Raw genomic sequence first — 15,611 nt, 5'->3', positions numbered from 1 at the left:
GGAAAAATCAGGAGCGGGCGCGCCGGCGTCGCCGCCGCCTGGCAGCCGTCCCCTGCTCGGGATCACTGCCGCCGTGGGTTTCGTCGGTCATGCGGTCGATGCGAATCACCGGCAGGATGACCACCGTTCCCATCACCTGATCCAGGGAGCGATTGACCGCTGACCCCCGCCGCGACGCTCCATCCGCCGGAAACGCAATAACGGTGCCCATGCCAGTCTCTCCTCGGTCCCAGCGCTCGTCGCGATTTGAGCGGCGACGCGGCGGGATTTAGAACCTCGCATGGTTAACGGCATGTTAACGGCAAGCCGTTGGTTTTATTGATGGAGGGGCGACGAACGATAACGGCGTGCGCCGGCATGTTCTCCTGCCGTTCCAGGGTTTGCGCCACAGCACCGCGGCCCCCGTCCCGGTTGATGGACTCCGCCGAAGTTCAGGCTAGGATGCAGGAATGAACGCTCGCGGCTCGCCACTCTCCAAGATCCTCAACCGCGCGGTCAGGGCTTGCCTCTCGACTACGATCGGGGACAAGCGCCTTGCCGAGTTGCTGAGCAGCGACGAGGATCCGGCCGGGAACTTTGACGAGGTCGCCAAGTTGTTGGGGCAGTCGGGAAAACCCCCAAAGCTGTAGTGGCTGCTTGGTTATAATTTGAGCATAATCTCATCCTGAATCGTTATAATTTGAGTGTATACGCAACACCCGGCAGTTGCATTTATTCTAAAGTTCGTCCGATACTACACCTGCCGCTTAACTTGGCGGTACAGGATTGGGGGCCACGAAATGTCAATTCCGCACGGTGGCCGGCTGGAAGCGAACCAATCAGACCTTCTTAATTACGAGCCGCTCAGCAGTGTCGATCACCGCTCTGCGAGAATCGCTGTCAAGCAACATGAATGCCTTTATCAGGCGGACTGCGTCGGCCAGGTGCTCGGTGCGGCCAGCGTCGGCTTCGCCGCGCATCTGCGCGAGTAGGTTCCGCAACGCATCCATGGTGTCGTCGTTCATAATAATGCTTCCTCGGTAGGACAGAATGTCAGATCTCGGGAAACTTGAAGCACTTCAAAAATCGATCGATGACGCTTGGGGGTTAGCCCAGCGACTCGATTTGGAGCTACTTAAATTCCTTCTGGAAATGGCTAAGCTCGAACTTTACCGAGAAATCGAGGCATTAATCAGTTCGAGCGAGGCCGAGCGCCATGAGATGAAAGCGACGCCGCCTTGCCAAACACTTCAATAGCAGCAGATCGTTAATGAGATCGCGGTTTCTATAGTTAACTCAGTTCAATATTACTAACCATTCTCGTCCTCGGAAACTCTAAGCTAACATCAATTCAGTCTATACGATTTGCGCCAGGTCAATAGGACGGGCGAGCGCGATCGCGCTTCCGGAGGGACGCTGGCATCGACGTTGTAAAGATTGGCCCCCGACGCCACCTTGGGTTGGGATGGAATTCCGCCTCGTCCGTCTTAGATTCGAGCGATGGACCTTTTACTCCGTCCCACCGTCACCGCCGGCGATAAGCTGAAAGACGACTATTGCGTCATTCACGAAGGCCGCTCGGTTGGTAGGATCCAGTTGGCCAGCGAGCAGTCTTCGCAGCGAACCGTATGGGAGTGGCACGTCAACCTGCCTCTCCCGATTCCGCGCTGGTGCAACGGAAGCGCCGACAGCCTGGAGGCCGCCAAACAAGGGTGCAAGGATGCGTGGGAGAAGTTCTATGCGTCACTGACGCCTGAGCGTATCAGACGTTGGCACCTTATCGAAGACTTGGCTTTGTCGAATGAGTGGTGGCTGGAATGAACTGGTCCCGCTACTTCAACCGCGACGAACTTGCCTCCTAAACGCGAAGCCGCCAGCCCCACGAGCGGCTGACGGCTTCCTTGCTTAGTTTCGCGTTCTACGGAACGATGTCGCTCCTGCCCGGCGGGGCGTGCTTGATGCTCTCGCCGCTCTTCTTTTCCTTCTCGGATAGGTGCTTGTCCGCCTCGTCCGTCAGTTCTTGCATAGTCTTACCGAGGGTCTTCTGCGGGTCCTGCTTCGGCTGTGCGGCCGGAGGAAAGTTCGAGCTGGTATCGCTGCCCATCTATAAATCTCCTTTGCTAAAGGTAAGGAGACAACGGCACGCTCCGGAATGCGTTCCTTAAGAACCTCTGTTCCATGGTTAAGCAGGCATCTGTCGCCCAAGAAATGCGGGATCCCATCTCGCGAACCTTAGGCGCACGAGAATTTGAAGAGGAACGATGCGACGATGGGATTGGCAGGCGCCGGTAATCCTCGCCCTGTCGGCTTTTGCGATCGTGTCAGCAGCCATGGCAGCACTCGACAAGTGGCCGGAGTTGCGCACCATCCGCATAGCCTCGCTTCTGGATCGCGTACCGTCCGTATCACAAATCAGTCTGCCATCGCTGACTGGCGGCCTCCGGGTGATCGACGGCGACACGGTTGCCTCCGGCGGTGATCACTACCGCCTAGTCGGCTTCGATACTCTGGAGAAAGGCGATCTCGCCCGGTGCGATTCCGAGCGGCAGCTAGCGGCCCGCGCCACCGCGCGGTTGAGCGAACTGATTACGGACGGCGAAGCGCAACTCACGCGCATCGCTTGCGCCTGCCGGCCGGGCACCGAGGGCACTAGGCGCTGCAATTTCGGCAGGCTCTGCGGCGTGCTGACGGTTAACGGGCGAGACGTTGGCGATGTCCTGATCGGTGAAGGTCTGGCACACCGCTATGTCTGCACTGGTACGGGATGCCCGCGTAGGCCGGGCTGGTGCTGACCGAATAGAAAACCCCGCTTCGGCGGGGTTGGTCATTTCTTCTTCCGTTTAACTTGGCTGTTTGATTGTGGTGGTGAGCCGCCATCGAGCACTTGCTTGTTTTACCGCAACGCCAAAGCGGCGCCTGAACCAGTCTATTGCGGCCATATCTGCGCAACCTTACGGTGACAAGACCTTGGCTACTGCACGGTGCCAAGATCAAATTGCCGTTCTTGCCTTTCTCGTTTTACAGCTTGCCCTCCCAGAACTCGTCGGCGCTCCTCTTGCCAACCGGCTTAGTAATTAAATTGAACCTTTAGGAGTGCTGAGAGACATACCCAGAGACAGGAAGTCGCGTTTGAGTAGCGTCAATGAGTTCCGCCACGATTGTTCAGGCCAGACAGAGCATTCTCACTCTTTGGCTCACCCATCTTGCTGCTCAACAGCACCAACTCTCCCTTGAAATGACAGCTATCCGAGATATGAGGCGCGAAGTTACCGCGAGTTCAATCCGCACTCCGGAGCCGCTTCATCGTGAACTCGATATCGCCGCCGGGTAGCTACCGCCAGGATTCGACCGCGGTCATGTAGGCGGCAGCCGGCCAGCGATCGAGGAACGCCCTCGCCGTCTGGCACGCCTGCTCCCGCGGCTGGGTGAAAGTCTCGCGCGCAAACCCGTCATCGGCCTTGGCTTGCCGGCGTCGTGCCGTCATCCGATCGGCAAGGTCTCTCGGGGTGCGGGCCATTGCGATGCTCCACGGAGAGCTTGATGTAAGGGCCGTGCGCAGAACGAAAAGGCCGCCGCATGCCAGCCCCGCGCCGGGATCAAGGAACGCCAATGCGCCGTATCGATTATCTGTACGGGCGGGTCGTTTCGAACCCCGGTCCCCGCCCTCGTCGAACCCCGCCGGCGGTCCTCCCACACCGGCGGGTTTCTCCTTTAGGAACACTCGTCTGCCACGCGGATTGTACCGTCGGAACGGGGCACCTTCCGCGCCCCCGCGACCCCCGAACCCGAACTGGCCCGTTGGTCGTAGCCCCTTCCAGCGGGTCTTTTTGGGAGACTAAGCCACCCGATCCCCCGCGCACTCCATCATCAGCCACCCGAGCAGCAGCAGCGTCACGCCAACGCCGAGCACCTTGCCCGCCAGATCGCTCCCGCTGTCGCAAAGGCGCATCCAGCCGGCTAGGAACGCCAGCGCCGCCCCAAGGCTGAATACCAGGGAGCCTATGGGTTGGAGCAGGGTCACGTCCCTGCCCTCGGATCCACGATCGTGAACCCCGCGATCGATCTCGGGTGAATGCGGGTCTTTCCATGGCCGGAATTGCTGTCGTGGACCAGCCAGGTATTGCCGTGCAGGTGCCGCTTAAGCACGAACACATGGCCCCGTCTTGCCGCGACCATGCCGGGCGCTGGGGCGGCCAGGCTTTCATCACGGCGCCGATGGTGCTCAAGCTCGTTCCAAGGATCGATGATCAGAACATTCAGGCCAAAGCGAACCACGGCGTCTCCGGCGCAATCGAGAACCCAATCGATCGTCGGGTCTTCCGCGTCGTCGTCGATCTCACAACTCATGAACATGAAACGCTGCTCGATGAACTGATCGCCGCCCTGAGGCGAGGATCGAACGGATGAAGATCGGAGGCCGGCTCCCCGAGGTATGCGTTGCGGAGCAATTTTTGCATGTACGGCTTGACCTTCATTTCGAAGGTCGCAATCCCGATGTTCCAGCCATGCTCACGCGCCAGGTTGGCGGCAAGCTGGGTTGTCCATGTGGACTTCCCAGATCCCGGAATACCGAGGACCGTCATGAACAGCCCAAGCTCCATCATCAGGCCCGCCATGCCTTCCTGCACCGGAAGGTCGAGCCTGCCCCAGCCCGTCGTCACCGGCTGCATCGCCGGTGGATCGGGGAATTCGCTCATCCGGTAGATGCCCTTGACCGGATAGGGCGACGCATGGGCGATCATGTCGACGACAGCCGACGCGCCATGCTGGATCAGCACCTCGTTCGCGTCAGGCTTGCTTCCCCCACAATCCGGATAGGTCACGAACGAGCAGCGAACCCGCCCGAGGCGCCGGGCAAGTTCATCCCGCAGGCGGTGACCAGGGCCGTCGCCATCGGTCATCAGAATGAACCGCTTGATCGTTTTCAAACGCTCCCAGTTGTTGACGAGAAACCGGTACTTGTCGTCGTTGTTCGGATCGATGTCGTCCGCCGTTTCAGGGACCGGTGGCAGCTTGTTGCCATGCGCATCCCTGTCTGGCGGCGCACCGTCCGGAACCGACACAGCGAACGGATATCCGGCGGAAAGCACCGCGAGGCAGTCCGGCTCGCCCTCGGTGATGACCAGCGCGGCCGAACCATCGGACAGCTTCGGATCGTCGAGAACGTCGGCGTTGTAGAACGTGCGCCGACCATTCGCCCGTTGCCACATGACTTTCGAACCGTCGGCGCGAGGCCTCCCGCGATACTTGGCGGCAACCTCCGCTTCGTTCTCAAGGTAGGGGAAGACGAGGATATCGCCGCTCGCGTCGGGAACGACCGCGCCGCTATCGCCAGTGGCGTCGCGCGTCGCGCTGTAAATCCCCATACGAGACACGATCTCTAGATCGATCGCGCGCGCCGCGAACCATTCTTCCGCCCGTCGACTGAGCGTCATAGCTTTTGCCGCCTTTCCAGCTACAGTTCTTGATGGCGCCGAAAATCATCGTTCGACCCCGCACCCCTGCCCGCATTCGCCAGCGGGCGATCCAGATGTTTCGTGAATGGGATGCGTCGATGACGCGGGACTATGGCCCGCTGTACTATCGGCAGATGGGATACACGGTGCATTGAGGGATACCGCCGTTACCGCCTCTCCAGGCTTGGAGGGGATATGTTGCAGATTCCGGAAACGTCATCCGCTCTCAAGCCGACGAACGCCCGCCGCCGACGTAAGCGAACGCCCTCGCCGTTCGATGTCATCGACAAGAACATCAGCCCTGTTGAGGTCGAGCCTGACCTTGAAGCGGAACTTGATCGCCTCGCCGGCTTAAATGACGCCTGGGGGCTGGTCAGCATCTATTGGGCCTACATCCATGCTGCAGAAGCAATTCTGGGCGAGGATAATAAGCCGAGAGCGAAAAACGTCTGCGATCTGCTCGGTGGCGAATGGGTCCGCTTGATCAGCAAGAGCTACGTGGTCGCAGATCGGCTGAAGCGTATTTCCATCACTCGCTCCAACGCCGACGTTGTCGCTGCGGTCCTAGTGCATGCGGCGGCTGCCATGGGCGCCACCTTGACCGAGATCGCCGCCTTGGCGGGTGCTCTGGCCATGCGAGAAGCGGAGGCACGATAATGTTGCAGTTCCCCTCGAACACCATGGGTGCCCGCAAAGTCCTGGCGAAGGGCTGACCGGGCAACCATCATGACCACCTTCGCTCATACAGACTCACTTCAGGCCCTTTCCGGGATTCGGATCGCCTTGGGAACGGCGATTCCCGCCGTTCCGTTCAGAGGAAAGGCGATACGGATGATAAATTTCCAGAACAAGACTTGCAGACACGGCCACATCTTGTCGAGCGACACGATGAGAGTGAGGCGAGGGGTTTGCGTTTGCTTGATTTGCGCAGCTGCTGCTTCACGCAGATATCGCAAAAGTGGCAAAGCACCTAAGGCGTCCGAACGCCAGATTCGACAAGTTTTTGCAGCGTTGCGAGAAGGTAAAACGCTCTCATTCATAACACGGGGCTACATCTCGCACGGACAAACAAAGGAAAAGAAGGAGTATGTCAAAGGCTCCATCATAATTGAGGTGCGCAGTCTTCGGGCATTCATGAATGAGAACGTGGCCGCCGGCAGGCTCATTGCAAGATTGGCCAATGAAAATCTCCTTGCCGCGAACAGGGCCGGTGTGTCAAAGCGCGTCACCCAAGTGCGATCGCGTGGTCCCAACCGGAAGCTACAAAACACAAACATCTACGAGCGAATTTTCCGAGCTACTGCCTTGGTGCCGGTTGATATTCGGAATGAAGTTCGGTCAGCCATGAGTTTGGCCGCCGCAGAAGGTCGCATTAGACCCCACGAAACCGAATCGAGAGTTCGAGAATTCGTCACGGCGCACCATCGCCAGTTCTCAAAATACGTCCCGCACGGCGGCGGCATCATGCAGTCGCTGGATCAGCAAGTTTACGACGACGGCCCGACGCGGCTAGGCGATACGGTAACGCATGGCCTGTGGGACTGACCATAGGACGCGTTCTGAAGGGACGGCTCAACCATGAGCCGTCCTGCGCGCGCGTCTGTAATCCCAAATGGCTCCTGGCCCCGCCGCATGCCGGCCTCGCTGGCGGCCGGATATTGCGGCGAATCGACCGTCGACGCCTTCCTAAAACGGGTCGGAAAGGAATACCCTCTGCCCAGGGTTAAAGGTTTGCGAGGCTTCATGACTGCGAAGGTGGAAGACTTGAAAATCAAGCTTAACGACGCTGTGGAGCAGGGAAAAATGCTCTTGGCGGCGAAGAACCACTGGATGGATCGTGCCCTTTGCGCCGAGCAAGAGCGTGAAAACGTCTTCCGCGTGGTGGAAGACACGGCCCGTGAGCTTGGATGCGATCCCGACAAAGAGGCAATCGTGTCTGCGATCGCTAGGTTGAAGCAGGAGCGCGATGAGGCATACGAACGGCTTAAGCCTTTCGCCAAAATAAATCCGGTTGAGATCGCATTCTCAAAATCGGAGAAAATGTTTCGCATAGACTATGATGCTGCATTTCAAGATCAACTTGCGTTCCGTCATTTTCGGGCTGCTCGCGATATTATCCGCCAACTCACCTCCGGTCCCGAGAAGGAGGAGAAATGAGGAAGGGGCCATCCGATCTCGCCGACATCCCCCTTTTCGCTACTGACGAAGCGATTTCATCTGCTTTTTTGGGGCCGGGGAAAACTTCGGAATGGAGGCAGATTGCGGCTTTACTTGAAACGAGAGGATTGCCCAAAATCGACGCCCTTATGGGCGGTCGGTACGTGCCTGCTGTTAGGGCATTCTTCGACAAGGAATATGGGTTGATCGACAGGGCCCCAAGACTGGCTCCGAGTGGCGTTGAGGATTTAGGCGCATGGAACCGCGAGAGACCGAAACAAAGGCGCGTGCGCCCGGTCTGACGTGGCGCAACGGTCGTCCGGTGTGGCGGGCTACCAAGACGGCAATCGCTGCCGGGTATCCCGTCAAGAACGTGAACCTCTCCAGCTATCTCAATCAGCCGGTCTTGCTTGTGCAGCGATGCGAGAGGCTTCAAGCCGAAATGCTCGCATGGGTGTCGGGACGCAAGGGGCGTATCACCGAGTTCGATGGCACCATTCGCAGCCTGATCGAAGTTTGGCAGTCTGATCCGGAAAGCCCGTATCACAAGCTGAAATCATCGACGAAGAAGCCATACGATGTCTACGCTCGCATGGTGATCATGGAGGTTGGATCGAAGCGGATCGATGACGTGGACGGGCGGGACGTTAAGCGATGGTTCAATGCCTGGGCAAAACCGAAGAAGTCAGGCGCACCATTGCAGATTCCGAAAGCCAGGACCGCGATCGCCGTGATCAAGTCTGCGCTCAGCTTTGGTATCATGTGCAGAAAGGCTGGGTGCGCCGCATTCAAGGCCGTTCTGGCCGAAGTCGATTTCCCCGTTCCAGCATCCCGGACAACGGCTCCGACCGCGGACGACATCACGAAGGTCCGCAAAGCTGCCCGCGCGGTCGGCCATAGCGCCGCCGCTCTCGCCTACGCGATCCAGTTCGACGGCACTGTGAGACAATGGGACGTGATCGGAGAATGGGTGCCAATGTCGGATCCGCGCCCGTCGATCGTTCTGGATCGTGGCATGAAGTGGATCGGCCCGATGTGGTCACAGGTCGATGAAAACCAGGTGTTTCGCTTCACGCCCTCGAAGACCGAGAACACGACCGGCAAGGAGGTCGCCGTCGATTTTACTGTTTGCCCGATGATCATGGAGGAATTGGCGCTGATCACGTCCGAACAGCGCAAGGGGCCACTGATCGTCAACCCGGTGACCGGCAAGCCATATCGACCCGACTATTTTCAAAAGCTATGGCGGACCGTGCGCGACGCTCAGGAAGTCTCCCCGGCGATCTGGAACAGGGATTTGCGCGCTGGCGGTATCACCGAAGGTCGGGCAGCCGATGCATCAACGGACGACCTCGCTAAGCTGGCAGGCCATGCCGACAAGAGGACGACCGCGAAGGTTTATGACCGAGCCCAAATCGAGGCCGCGCGCCGGGTTGCCGTGGCCCGCGCGGCACACCGAAGCAAGAAAAACTGACCACGACGCACACTCGACGCACACGGCGCACAGAGGTCAATGTTTTCAAGCATTAAGGAATTGTTTTCCTTAACGGCCTGTTAAAGCGGTCGCGCTAGGTTGAGACGAACAGTTTCCCCGTAAGCGTAAGCCGACATGACCGCACCTCCGATGTTTCCCGGCTTTGACGGGTTGTTGACGCTGTCCCGCCGGGACGGCGTTGACATCCGCCCCACCCTGCTGCGGGTCCTGACCGACCTTTACGTGCAGACCAGCACGCATACCGTCGAGGAGGAGCGGCACTTCGTCGAACTGACCTCGCGCCTGATCGATCATGTCGACGATGCGACCCGCGCCGTTGTGCGGGCCCGGTTGTCGATCTATCCGCGCACGCCGGCGGCGATCATGAGCAAGCTGCGGCTCGGCGCGTTCGCCGCCGATCGGCAGCTAGACAGCCCGCCGCCGCAAGCCACGCCTCTCAAAGCTCCGCCTGCGGAGACGAGAACCCGTCCGGTTGCGATATTATCGATGGAGCCGCGCGACGCCGCCGAAATCAGCGAGATGTTTTTCGGCGCCAACTCCAAGGACCGCGCATTGATCCTGCACAACCTCGCCACGGCGCCGCTGCGGCCATCGCCGCACATTCATCCATCCCGGGCTGCGCGCGCGATCGAGGTTCTGCACATGGCCGCCTTCGCGTCCGATGTCGGAAACTTCGCGACCGAAATCAGCGCGACCTTGATGCTTCCCGCCGCGATCGCCGAACGCGTGGTGAAGGATCAGGGAGGCGAGCCGCTGGCTTGCGCCGCCAAGGCCATCGGTATCCCCCCACGAATTTTCCAGCAGATTCTGCTATTTCTCGATCCCGCCATCGGCACCTCCGTCACCGAGGTCTACCGACTCGCGCGACTCTACGATGTGCTCAGTGAACGCTCCGCCCGAATCATGCTGGCGGCCTGGCGCGGAGCCACGATGACGGAAGCGCGGGCGAAGTATCGTCCTGCCCTTTATCATGAAGAACGCCACCGCGCCCGCGCGGTCCCGGCGAACATCCGCCCTGAGGGCGGCGTGCAGTCCGGAAGGATTCCGCTTCGCTGGAGCGGCCGCGATGGTTCGGGCGGATAGAGATCAGCATCTTACATGAAGCAGCAGCGCCGTCCCTTGGAGCTCGTCATGCCCGGCCTTGTGCCGGGCATCCACGTTTTTCTTTCGTCAGCGAGACGTGGATCGCCGGGACAAAGCCCGGCCATGACGAGTGGAAACGCTGCCGCCTAACAATTACGCCGCCGTCATCGTCTCCTTGACCTTGGCAATCAGCGCACTGAGCGCGAAAGGCTTCGCCAGGAAAGCGAACTGCTCGTTCTCCGGCAGGCTTTTGTCGAACGCTTCCTCCGCGTAACCCGAGACAAAAATGATCTTGAGACTGGGATTGCGCACCCGCATTTTCCGCAACAGAGTCGGCCCATCCATTTCGGGCATAACGACGTCGGAGACCACCAGATCGACAGCGCCGTCCTTTTCGTCGAGCGCTTCCAGCGCTTCGATGCCATTGGATGCCTCGATCACGCTGTAGCCGCGCGAACGCAGGCCACGCGCATTGAGCGAGCGCAACCCCTCCTCGTCTTCCACCAGCAGGATGGTGCCCTGCCCGGTCAGATCGGTATTCACTGGCTTGGCGGTTGATGACGGCTCCTTCGCCGCGCCGATAAGGCCCGTCGACGCCGGCGGCGCCTCGGCTTGGGGGTGATGGCGCGGCAGGAAGATTCGGAACGTCGTGCCTTCGCCCGTTCTGGAGTTAACGTAGATGAAACCGCCGGTCTGCTTCACGATGCCGTAGACCGTGGACAGGCCGAGCCCGGTTCCCTTGCCCACCTCCTTGGTGGAAAAAAACGGCTCGAAAATCTTGTCGACGATATCGGGCGGAATGCCGGTGCCGGTGTCGCTGATCTCGACGAGCACATAGTCGGCGGGCGGCAAGCCCTTGTGGCCGAACGTCGCGACCTCCGCGGCCGCGACGTTGGCGGTGCGGATCGCGAGCTTGCCACCGTCCGGCATGGCGTCGCGCGCATTGACCACCAGATTGACGATCACCTGCTCGAACTGCGAGACATCGGCCTTGACCGGCCACAGGTCTCGCCCGTGAACGACGCCGGGGAAAGTGACCTTTTCGCCGATCAAACGTTTCAGCAACATGCCGATGTCGCTCAGGGTGTCGCCGAGATCGAGCACCTTCGGCTGCAAGGTCTGCCGCCGCGAGAACGCCAGCAATTGCCGCACCAGGGCGGCGGCGCGGTTGGCGTTCTGCTTGATCTGCATGATGTCCTGGAAAGACGGATCGGTCGGCTTGTGCGCATTCAGCAGGAAGTCGTTCGCCATCATGATGGCTGACAGCACATTGTTGAAATCGTGCGCGATGCCACCGGCGAGCTGGCCGACCGACTCCATCTTCTGGGATTGATTGATCTGGCTCTCGAGCGTGCGCCGCTCGGTCGTCTCGAGCATGTAGACGATCGCGGCTTCCGCATCGTGATCGTCCTCCACCGCGGTGACAAAAAACTGCCCCCATCGCTCGCGCGCGCCGTCAAGCATCACCTCGACCGGCGGAATATCACCCTGCCCCTCCGCCGCGGCGTGAATCGCCGCGTTCAGTTGGCCACGATCGCGTTTGTTGACAGCCGCCAGAATCGACTTGGCGGCGGCGCCGCCCGGACTAAGGCTTTGCGCGAGTTTCGCAAACCGTGCATTGGCGCGACCGACGGCGCCGGATTTGTCGACCGTCGCGATCGCCATCGGCGTGTGGTCGAAGAAGCGCATGAAGCGCACTTCCGCCGCCCGCTGCGGATCGACGCGCTCGTCGCGGGCGCGGCTGACCACCAGCGTCCGCGACGGGCCCGGCGTGCCGTCGGCGCCGAAGGCCAGCTTGTGATACAGGCGCGCCGGCATGGTCTTGCCGTTGCGCATCCGCAGATCGATATCGAAGACCTCGGTGCGGACCTCGCCGGGCGCGGCGATGATCGACGTCAGCAAAGCCGCGCCGTCTCCCGAAACGATGTCGGTCAGCTTCAGGCCGCCCGAGCCGATCTCCGCCAGATCGTGATCCAGCCAGTTGGCAAGCGTGGCATTGACATAGACGAGATCGCCTGGCTGGTTGACAGAGAAGAAGCCGCACGGCGCATGATCGAGATATTCGATCGCATGGCGCAGTTCCTGGAATACATCTTCCTGCCGCTCGCGATCGCGGGTGATGTCGGCGATCGACCATACGGCATATCTGGCGTACCGTTTCGCCTGCGCGAGTTGGCGAACCCGCAATCGCAGCCAGCGACCGTTGGTGCCGTCGGCGGCGGCCACGCGCACCTCTTCCTGCTGGCGCTTGCCCTCGCGCGCCGCCTTCAAAAGACGGAACACCGCTTCTGAAACATCGGGGTTGCCGATGAATACGCGCTCCACCGGCCGTACGTCCTGCATCGACGCAGCTCCGGTCAGGGTGAGATAGGCGGAGTTGGCATAAACGATGTGCCCGCCGGAATCGGTGACGGCGATACCGTCGAAGGCATGATCGGCTATCGGACGCATCAGCGGATCATCGACGGTGCGGTCCGCGAAGCGGACGATCCCGGCCGCGAACGCGAACAACGTGAACAGGCCGACCATCGCCAGCAGGGCCAACAGCGCCAGAATATAAGGCTGGGCCTCGGTACGTCCCAGCGCCATGAACGCCACGGCGGCCGTGACGATCGCGCCCGCGACCAGCAGAACCAGAAGGATGCTGCCGCTCCGCCGCGCCGGCTCCTGCCCGAACTGCGGTGAATCGATGTCGGGATCTGGCGTCATGGAATTCGGCCGAGCCTGTCGCGGCGGGCGCGGGATGCGCTTGCGCCGGGTTCTGAGTGCCTGAATCGGGGTCCGCAGCGCAAGCGCCTCATTGGGTTCATTTCCCGCCATTTTCCCTGCCCCGATGCTGTTCCCATTGCCCGTTGGCCGGCCTCAGACCCGGCGTCCCGCAAGGCCGCGCTTCAAGCCCATGATATAACCGATGATTTCAGCCACGGCGTGATAGTGCTCGACCGGGATCTCGTCGTCGATTTCGACAGCGGCATACAGCGCGCGGGCCAGCGGCACGTTCTCGACGACCGGAATGTCATGTTCGCGGGCGATTTCCCTGATCTTGAGCGCGATGTTGTCCACGCCCTTGGCCACGCAGACCGGGGCGGACATGCCGCGTTCATAAGACAAGGCGACCGAATAGTGCGTCGGATTGGTGATGATCACCGAGGCCTGCGGAACAGCGGCCATCATGCGCTTCTTCATGCGGGCATGGCGCAACTGCCTGATGCGGGCCTTGATATGCGGATCGCCCTCCGACTGCTTGAACTCTTCCTTCATCTCCCGCAGCGACATCTTCTGGCGTTCGAACCATTGCCGATACTGAAACAGGTAGTCCGCGATCGCGACCAGCGCGAGCATCACGATCACGGCGCCGAGCAGCTGCAGCGTCAGACTCTTCGTGATTCCGAGAAGGGCGTTCGGATCAAGCCGCACCATGGCGTCGAGCCGCGAGCGTTCCGGCCAAAGCACCGCCGTCATGACCGCGCCGAGCGCAAGCACCTTGAACAGTCCCTTGGCGAAGTTCGCGGCGGCCTGCTTGCCGAAAATCCGCTTGGCGCCGGACACCACGGAAATCTTGCTGAGCTTCGGCTTGAGCGTTTCGCCCGACCAGACGAAGCGGTGCTGAATGACATTGCCCGCGACGGCGGCCATCATCAGCAGAAGCAGCGGCACGCCGAGGACGGCGGCAAGGCGGTATCCGATCTGCTCGGCCAGCGCCAGAAGGCCGGGGCCGTCGGTTCGGATTTGCCAGGAGTTGGCGATCAGGTTGCGCAACGGCAGCTCGAATCCGTTTCCGATCGAGCCGGAAAACGTGGACAGCACCAGCGTCGCGCCCGCGATCACGAACCAGGTGTTGACCTCCTGGCTCTTGGCGACATCGCCGCGCTCGAGTGCATCGTCGAGACGCTTTTGCGTCGGGTCTTCTGTCTTCTCGGTATCGTCGCTCTCGTCGGCCATGGCGGGGTTCTCAGTTCGGCGACGTCAAATCTTGCATCACGCCGATCAGATAATCCATGTAGGTTCCCATCATGGACGCCAGCACGACGGCGAAAATCATGAAGCCTATGAAAATCGAGAGCGGCACGCCGACGAAATAGACCTGCATCTGCGGCATCAGCCGGGCGAGAACGCCAAGCCCGATATTGAAGACCAGTCCGAAAACCAGAAACGGAGCCGACAGTTGCAGGCCGATCTTGAAAGCGCCGGCAAAAGCACGCGTCGCCAGCGCCGCAACGTCACCGCTCGGCATCAGTTCGCCCGGCGAGAATATCTTGTAACTGTCATTCAGCGCGGCGATGACCAGATAGTGGGTGTCGGTCGCGAACAGCAGCGCGATCCCGAGAAGCGTCAGGAAGTTGCCCATCAACGCGCCTTGCTGACCCTGCGTCGGATCCACCGACGTGACAAATCCAAGCCCGAGCTGCTGTGCGATGACCGAGCCCGCCACATGCAGGGCCGCAAGCGTGACGCGCGCCGTAGCGCCCAGCACCACGCCGATGATAATCTCATGCACCAGCAGGACCGCCAGCGGCGCGACCGACTGCATGTCAACGTGATAGGCGGCGCGATGCAGCGGCAGGATGATGAAGGTCAGAAGCAGAGCGATGGCCAGTTTCACCCGCACCGGAATGTAGCCCTCGCCGAAGCCGGGCAACAGCATCACCATCGCCCCGATGCGGGCAAAGACCAGCATGAAGGCGGCGCCAAGGGCGGGCAGAAGCGAGATATCGATGCGCATCTCGCGCTACTGTGCATCAGCCGCCGATGATTCGCGATGAAATCCGCAGCATTTCGGCGTGCAGCGCATCGGCCATGAACGGCAGCGCCAGAACCAGCGTCACGAAGATCGCCAGAATTTTCGGTACGAACACCAGCGTCTGCTCCTGAATCTGCGTCAATGCCTGCACCAGCGAAATCGCGACGCCGACGATCAGGCCAACGCCCAGCAGTGGTCCGGAAACCAGGACGATGGTCCAGATCGCGTCGCGCGCGACATCCAGGGTTTCAGCGCCGGTCATGACACACCTCTTTTCGATCAGATCAGGAATGATGCAATATCAACGCACTCACCTGCTCCCCGCGCGGAGAGAGATAAAGCAGGGCTTCAAGGTTCGGCATGAGGAGCCTCAATCAGATCGGCATCCTCATGATGTCTTCATAGGATTGGATGACGCGGTCGCGCACCGAGACCAGCGTCGACACCGCGACGTCGGTATCGGCGACCGCCGTCACAACGTCCATCAGGTTGGCCTTGCCCGACGCCATCGCCACCGTCTGCGCGTCGGAAGCCCGTCCCGCGTCCACCACGCCACCGAGCACATCCTTCAGCACCGCACCGAACGAGGGACCATCGCCTCCCTGCGCCTTGCCGGCGACAGCGCCGGAATCCATCATCCTCGCGAGGCTTGCATAGGCGTTTGCTGCGACTGTTGGCGATGCCATGGCCAGATTCTCCG

At 60.7% G+C, this 15,611-nt stretch carries 22 protein-coding genes; 10 read left to right on the top strand and 12 right to left on the bottom strand.

What is annotated here, in order from left to right; all coding sequences use genetic code 11:
* Positions 1 to 7: 7 nt before the first annotated feature.
* The gene (locus tag NWI01_RS00635) at positions 8 to 211 is read right to left on the bottom strand and encodes a hypothetical protein (protein ID WP_141381815.1); all 204 of its coding nucleotides are present in this window, start codon (positions 209 to 211) and stop codon (positions 8 to 10) included.
* A gap of 238 nt (positions 212 to 449) precedes the next feature.
* On the opposite strand from NWI01_RS00635, the gene NWI01_RS18695 reads away from it, so the two are divergent.
* Positions 450 to 629, top strand: coding sequence for a hypothetical protein (locus NWI01_RS18695; RefSeq protein WP_181410326.1), 180 nt, complete (start codon positions 450 to 452; stop codon positions 627 to 629).
* 189 nt (positions 630 to 818) lie between these two features.
* Here the strand turns inward: NWI01_RS18695 and NWI01_RS00630 are convergent, their stop codons facing one another.
* Positions 819 to 1,004 (bottom strand): hypothetical protein, encoded by a 186-nt coding sequence (locus NWI01_RS00630; protein WP_141381814.1) that lies wholly within the window; start codon positions 1,002 to 1,004, stop codon positions 819 to 821.
* Between the two features lie 25 nt (positions 1,005 to 1,029).
* Between NWI01_RS00630 and NWI01_RS00625 the strand changes: the two genes are divergently transcribed.
* Positions 1,030 to 1,236 (top strand): hypothetical protein, encoded by a 207-nt coding sequence (locus NWI01_RS00625; protein WP_141381813.1) that lies wholly within the window; start codon positions 1,030 to 1,032, stop codon positions 1,234 to 1,236.
* Between the two features lie 243 nt (positions 1,237 to 1,479).
* Complete coding sequence (locus NWI01_RS00620) at positions 1,480 to 1,800, top strand: hypothetical protein (protein ID WP_141381812.1); 321 nt, start codon at positions 1,480 to 1,482, stop codon at positions 1,798 to 1,800.
* 97 nt (positions 1,801 to 1,897) lie between these two features.
* Here the strand turns inward: NWI01_RS00620 and NWI01_RS00615 are convergent, their stop codons facing one another.
* Positions 1,898 to 2,083 (bottom strand): hypothetical protein, encoded by a 186-nt coding sequence (locus tag NWI01_RS00615; RefSeq protein ID WP_141381811.1) that lies wholly within the window; start codon positions 2,081 to 2,083, stop codon positions 1,898 to 1,900.
* A gap of 157 nt (positions 2,084 to 2,240) precedes the next feature.
* Here NWI01_RS00615 and NWI01_RS00610 point away from each other — a divergent pair, with 157 nt between their 5' ends.
* A complete protein-coding gene (locus NWI01_RS00610) occupies positions 2,241 to 2,771 on the top strand; it encodes a thermonuclease family protein (RefSeq protein ID WP_141381810.1) in 531 nt (176 codons plus the stop codon).
* Between the two features lie 539 nt (positions 2,772 to 3,310).
* Here NWI01_RS00610 and NWI01_RS00605 read toward each other — a convergent pair.
* The 4 genes from NWI01_RS00605 to NWI01_RS00595 form a co-directional block, all read right to left on the bottom strand.
* Complete coding sequence (locus NWI01_RS00605) at positions 3,311 to 3,496, bottom strand: hypothetical protein (protein ID WP_141381809.1); 186 nt, start codon at positions 3,494 to 3,496, stop codon at positions 3,311 to 3,313.
* A 318-nt stretch (positions 3,497 to 3,814) separates the two neighbouring features.
* Complete coding sequence (locus NWI01_RS00600; RefSeq protein ID WP_141381808.1) at positions 3,815 to 4,000, bottom strand: hypothetical protein; 186 nt, start codon at positions 3,998 to 4,000, stop codon at positions 3,815 to 3,817.
* Positions 3,997 to 4,326, bottom strand: a complete 330-nt coding sequence (locus NWI01_RS19480; RefSeq protein ID WP_244613598.1) for a hypothetical protein — start codon at positions 4,324 to 4,326, stop codon at positions 3,997 to 3,999. The genes NWI01_RS00600 and NWI01_RS19480 overlap by 4 nt, the downstream gene beginning before the upstream one ends.
* Entirely contained in the window at positions 4,323 to 5,414 is a 1,092-nt protein-coding gene (locus NWI01_RS00595; protein WP_244613588.1) for a toprim domain-containing protein, read from the bottom strand. Before NWI01_RS00595 ends, NWI01_RS19480 begins: the two co-directional genes overlap by 4 nt.
* A gap of 32 nt (positions 5,415 to 5,446) precedes the next feature.
* Here NWI01_RS00595 and NWI01_RS18690 point away from each other — a divergent pair, with 32 nt between their 5' ends.
* The 6 genes from NWI01_RS18690 (at position 5,447) to NWI01_RS00570 (ending at position 10,170) form a co-directional block, all read left to right on the top strand.
* Positions 5,447 to 5,590 carry a hypothetical protein gene (locus NWI01_RS18690; protein WP_210242924.1) on the top strand — a complete coding sequence of 48 codons (144 nt, stop codon included), beginning with the start codon at positions 5,447 to 5,449 and terminating at the stop codon, positions 5,588 to 5,590.
* 40 nt (positions 5,591 to 5,630) lie between these two features.
* Positions 5,631 to 6,092 (top strand): hypothetical protein, encoded by a 462-nt coding sequence (locus NWI01_RS00590; RefSeq protein WP_141381807.1) that lies wholly within the window; start codon positions 5,631 to 5,633, stop codon positions 6,090 to 6,092.
* Positions 6,093 to 6,161: 69 nt separating this feature from the next.
* On the top strand, positions 6,162 to 6,980 hold the full coding sequence (locus tag NWI01_RS00585) for a hypothetical protein (protein ID WP_141381806.1): 819 nt from the start codon (positions 6,162 to 6,164) through the stop codon (positions 6,978 to 6,980).
* 33 nt (positions 6,981 to 7,013) lie between these two features.
* Complete coding sequence (locus NWI01_RS00580) at positions 7,014 to 7,592, top strand: hypothetical protein (RefSeq protein WP_210242923.1); 579 nt, start codon at positions 7,014 to 7,016, stop codon at positions 7,590 to 7,592.
* Between the two features lie 256 nt (positions 7,593 to 7,848).
* Positions 7,849 to 9,066: an integrase gene (locus NWI01_RS00575; RefSeq protein WP_141381804.1), complete on the top strand. Its 1,218-nt coding sequence runs from the start codon at positions 7,849 to 7,851 to the stop codon at positions 9,064 to 9,066.
* Between the two features lie 135 nt (positions 9,067 to 9,201).
* On the top strand, positions 9,202 to 10,170 hold the full coding sequence (locus NWI01_RS00570) for a DUF2336 domain-containing protein (RefSeq protein ID WP_141381803.1): 969 nt from the start codon (positions 9,202 to 9,204) through the stop codon (positions 10,168 to 10,170).
* A gap of 153 nt (positions 10,171 to 10,323) precedes the next feature.
* On the opposite strand, the gene cckA is transcribed toward NWI01_RS00570, so the two are convergent.
* The 5 genes from cckA to fliE form a co-directional block, all read right to left on the bottom strand.
* Positions 10,324 to 12,879, bottom strand: coding sequence for a cell cycle histidine kinase CckA (gene cckA, locus NWI01_RS00565; RefSeq protein ID WP_141381949.1), 2,556 nt, complete (start codon positions 12,877 to 12,879; stop codon positions 10,324 to 10,326).
* Between the two features lie 153 nt (positions 12,880 to 13,032).
* Positions 13,033 to 14,112: a flagellar biosynthesis protein FlhB gene (gene flhB / locus NWI01_RS00560; RefSeq protein WP_141381802.1), complete on the bottom strand. Its 1,080-nt coding sequence runs from the start codon at positions 14,110 to 14,112 to the stop codon at positions 13,033 to 13,035.
* A 10-nt stretch (positions 14,113 to 14,122) separates the two neighbouring features.
* Positions 14,123 to 14,893: a flagellar biosynthetic protein FliR gene (gene fliR, locus NWI01_RS00555; RefSeq protein ID WP_141381801.1), complete on the bottom strand. Its 771-nt coding sequence runs from the start codon at positions 14,891 to 14,893 to the stop codon at positions 14,123 to 14,125.
* A gap of 16 nt (positions 14,894 to 14,909) precedes the next feature.
* Positions 14,910 to 15,173: a flagellar biosynthesis protein FliQ gene (gene fliQ, locus NWI01_RS00550; RefSeq protein WP_011314428.1), complete on the bottom strand. Its 264-nt coding sequence runs from the start codon at positions 15,171 to 15,173 to the stop codon at positions 14,910 to 14,912.
* 112 nt (positions 15,174 to 15,285) lie between these two features.
* A complete protein-coding gene (gene fliE / locus NWI01_RS00545) occupies positions 15,286 to 15,597 on the bottom strand; it encodes a flagellar hook-basal body complex protein FliE (RefSeq protein ID WP_141381800.1) in 312 nt (103 codons plus the stop codon).
* Between the last annotated feature and the right edge of the window lie 14 nt (positions 15,598 to 15,611).

Origin of the sequence: Nitrobacter winogradskyi (genome assembly GCF_006539545.1) — a bacterium.
GTDB lineage: Bacteria > Pseudomonadota > Alphaproteobacteria > Rhizobiales > Xanthobacteraceae > Nitrobacter > Nitrobacter winogradskyi_A.
Note: the sequence above shows the minus strand (reverse complement) of the source record. Positions and strands in the feature narration are given on the sequence as shown.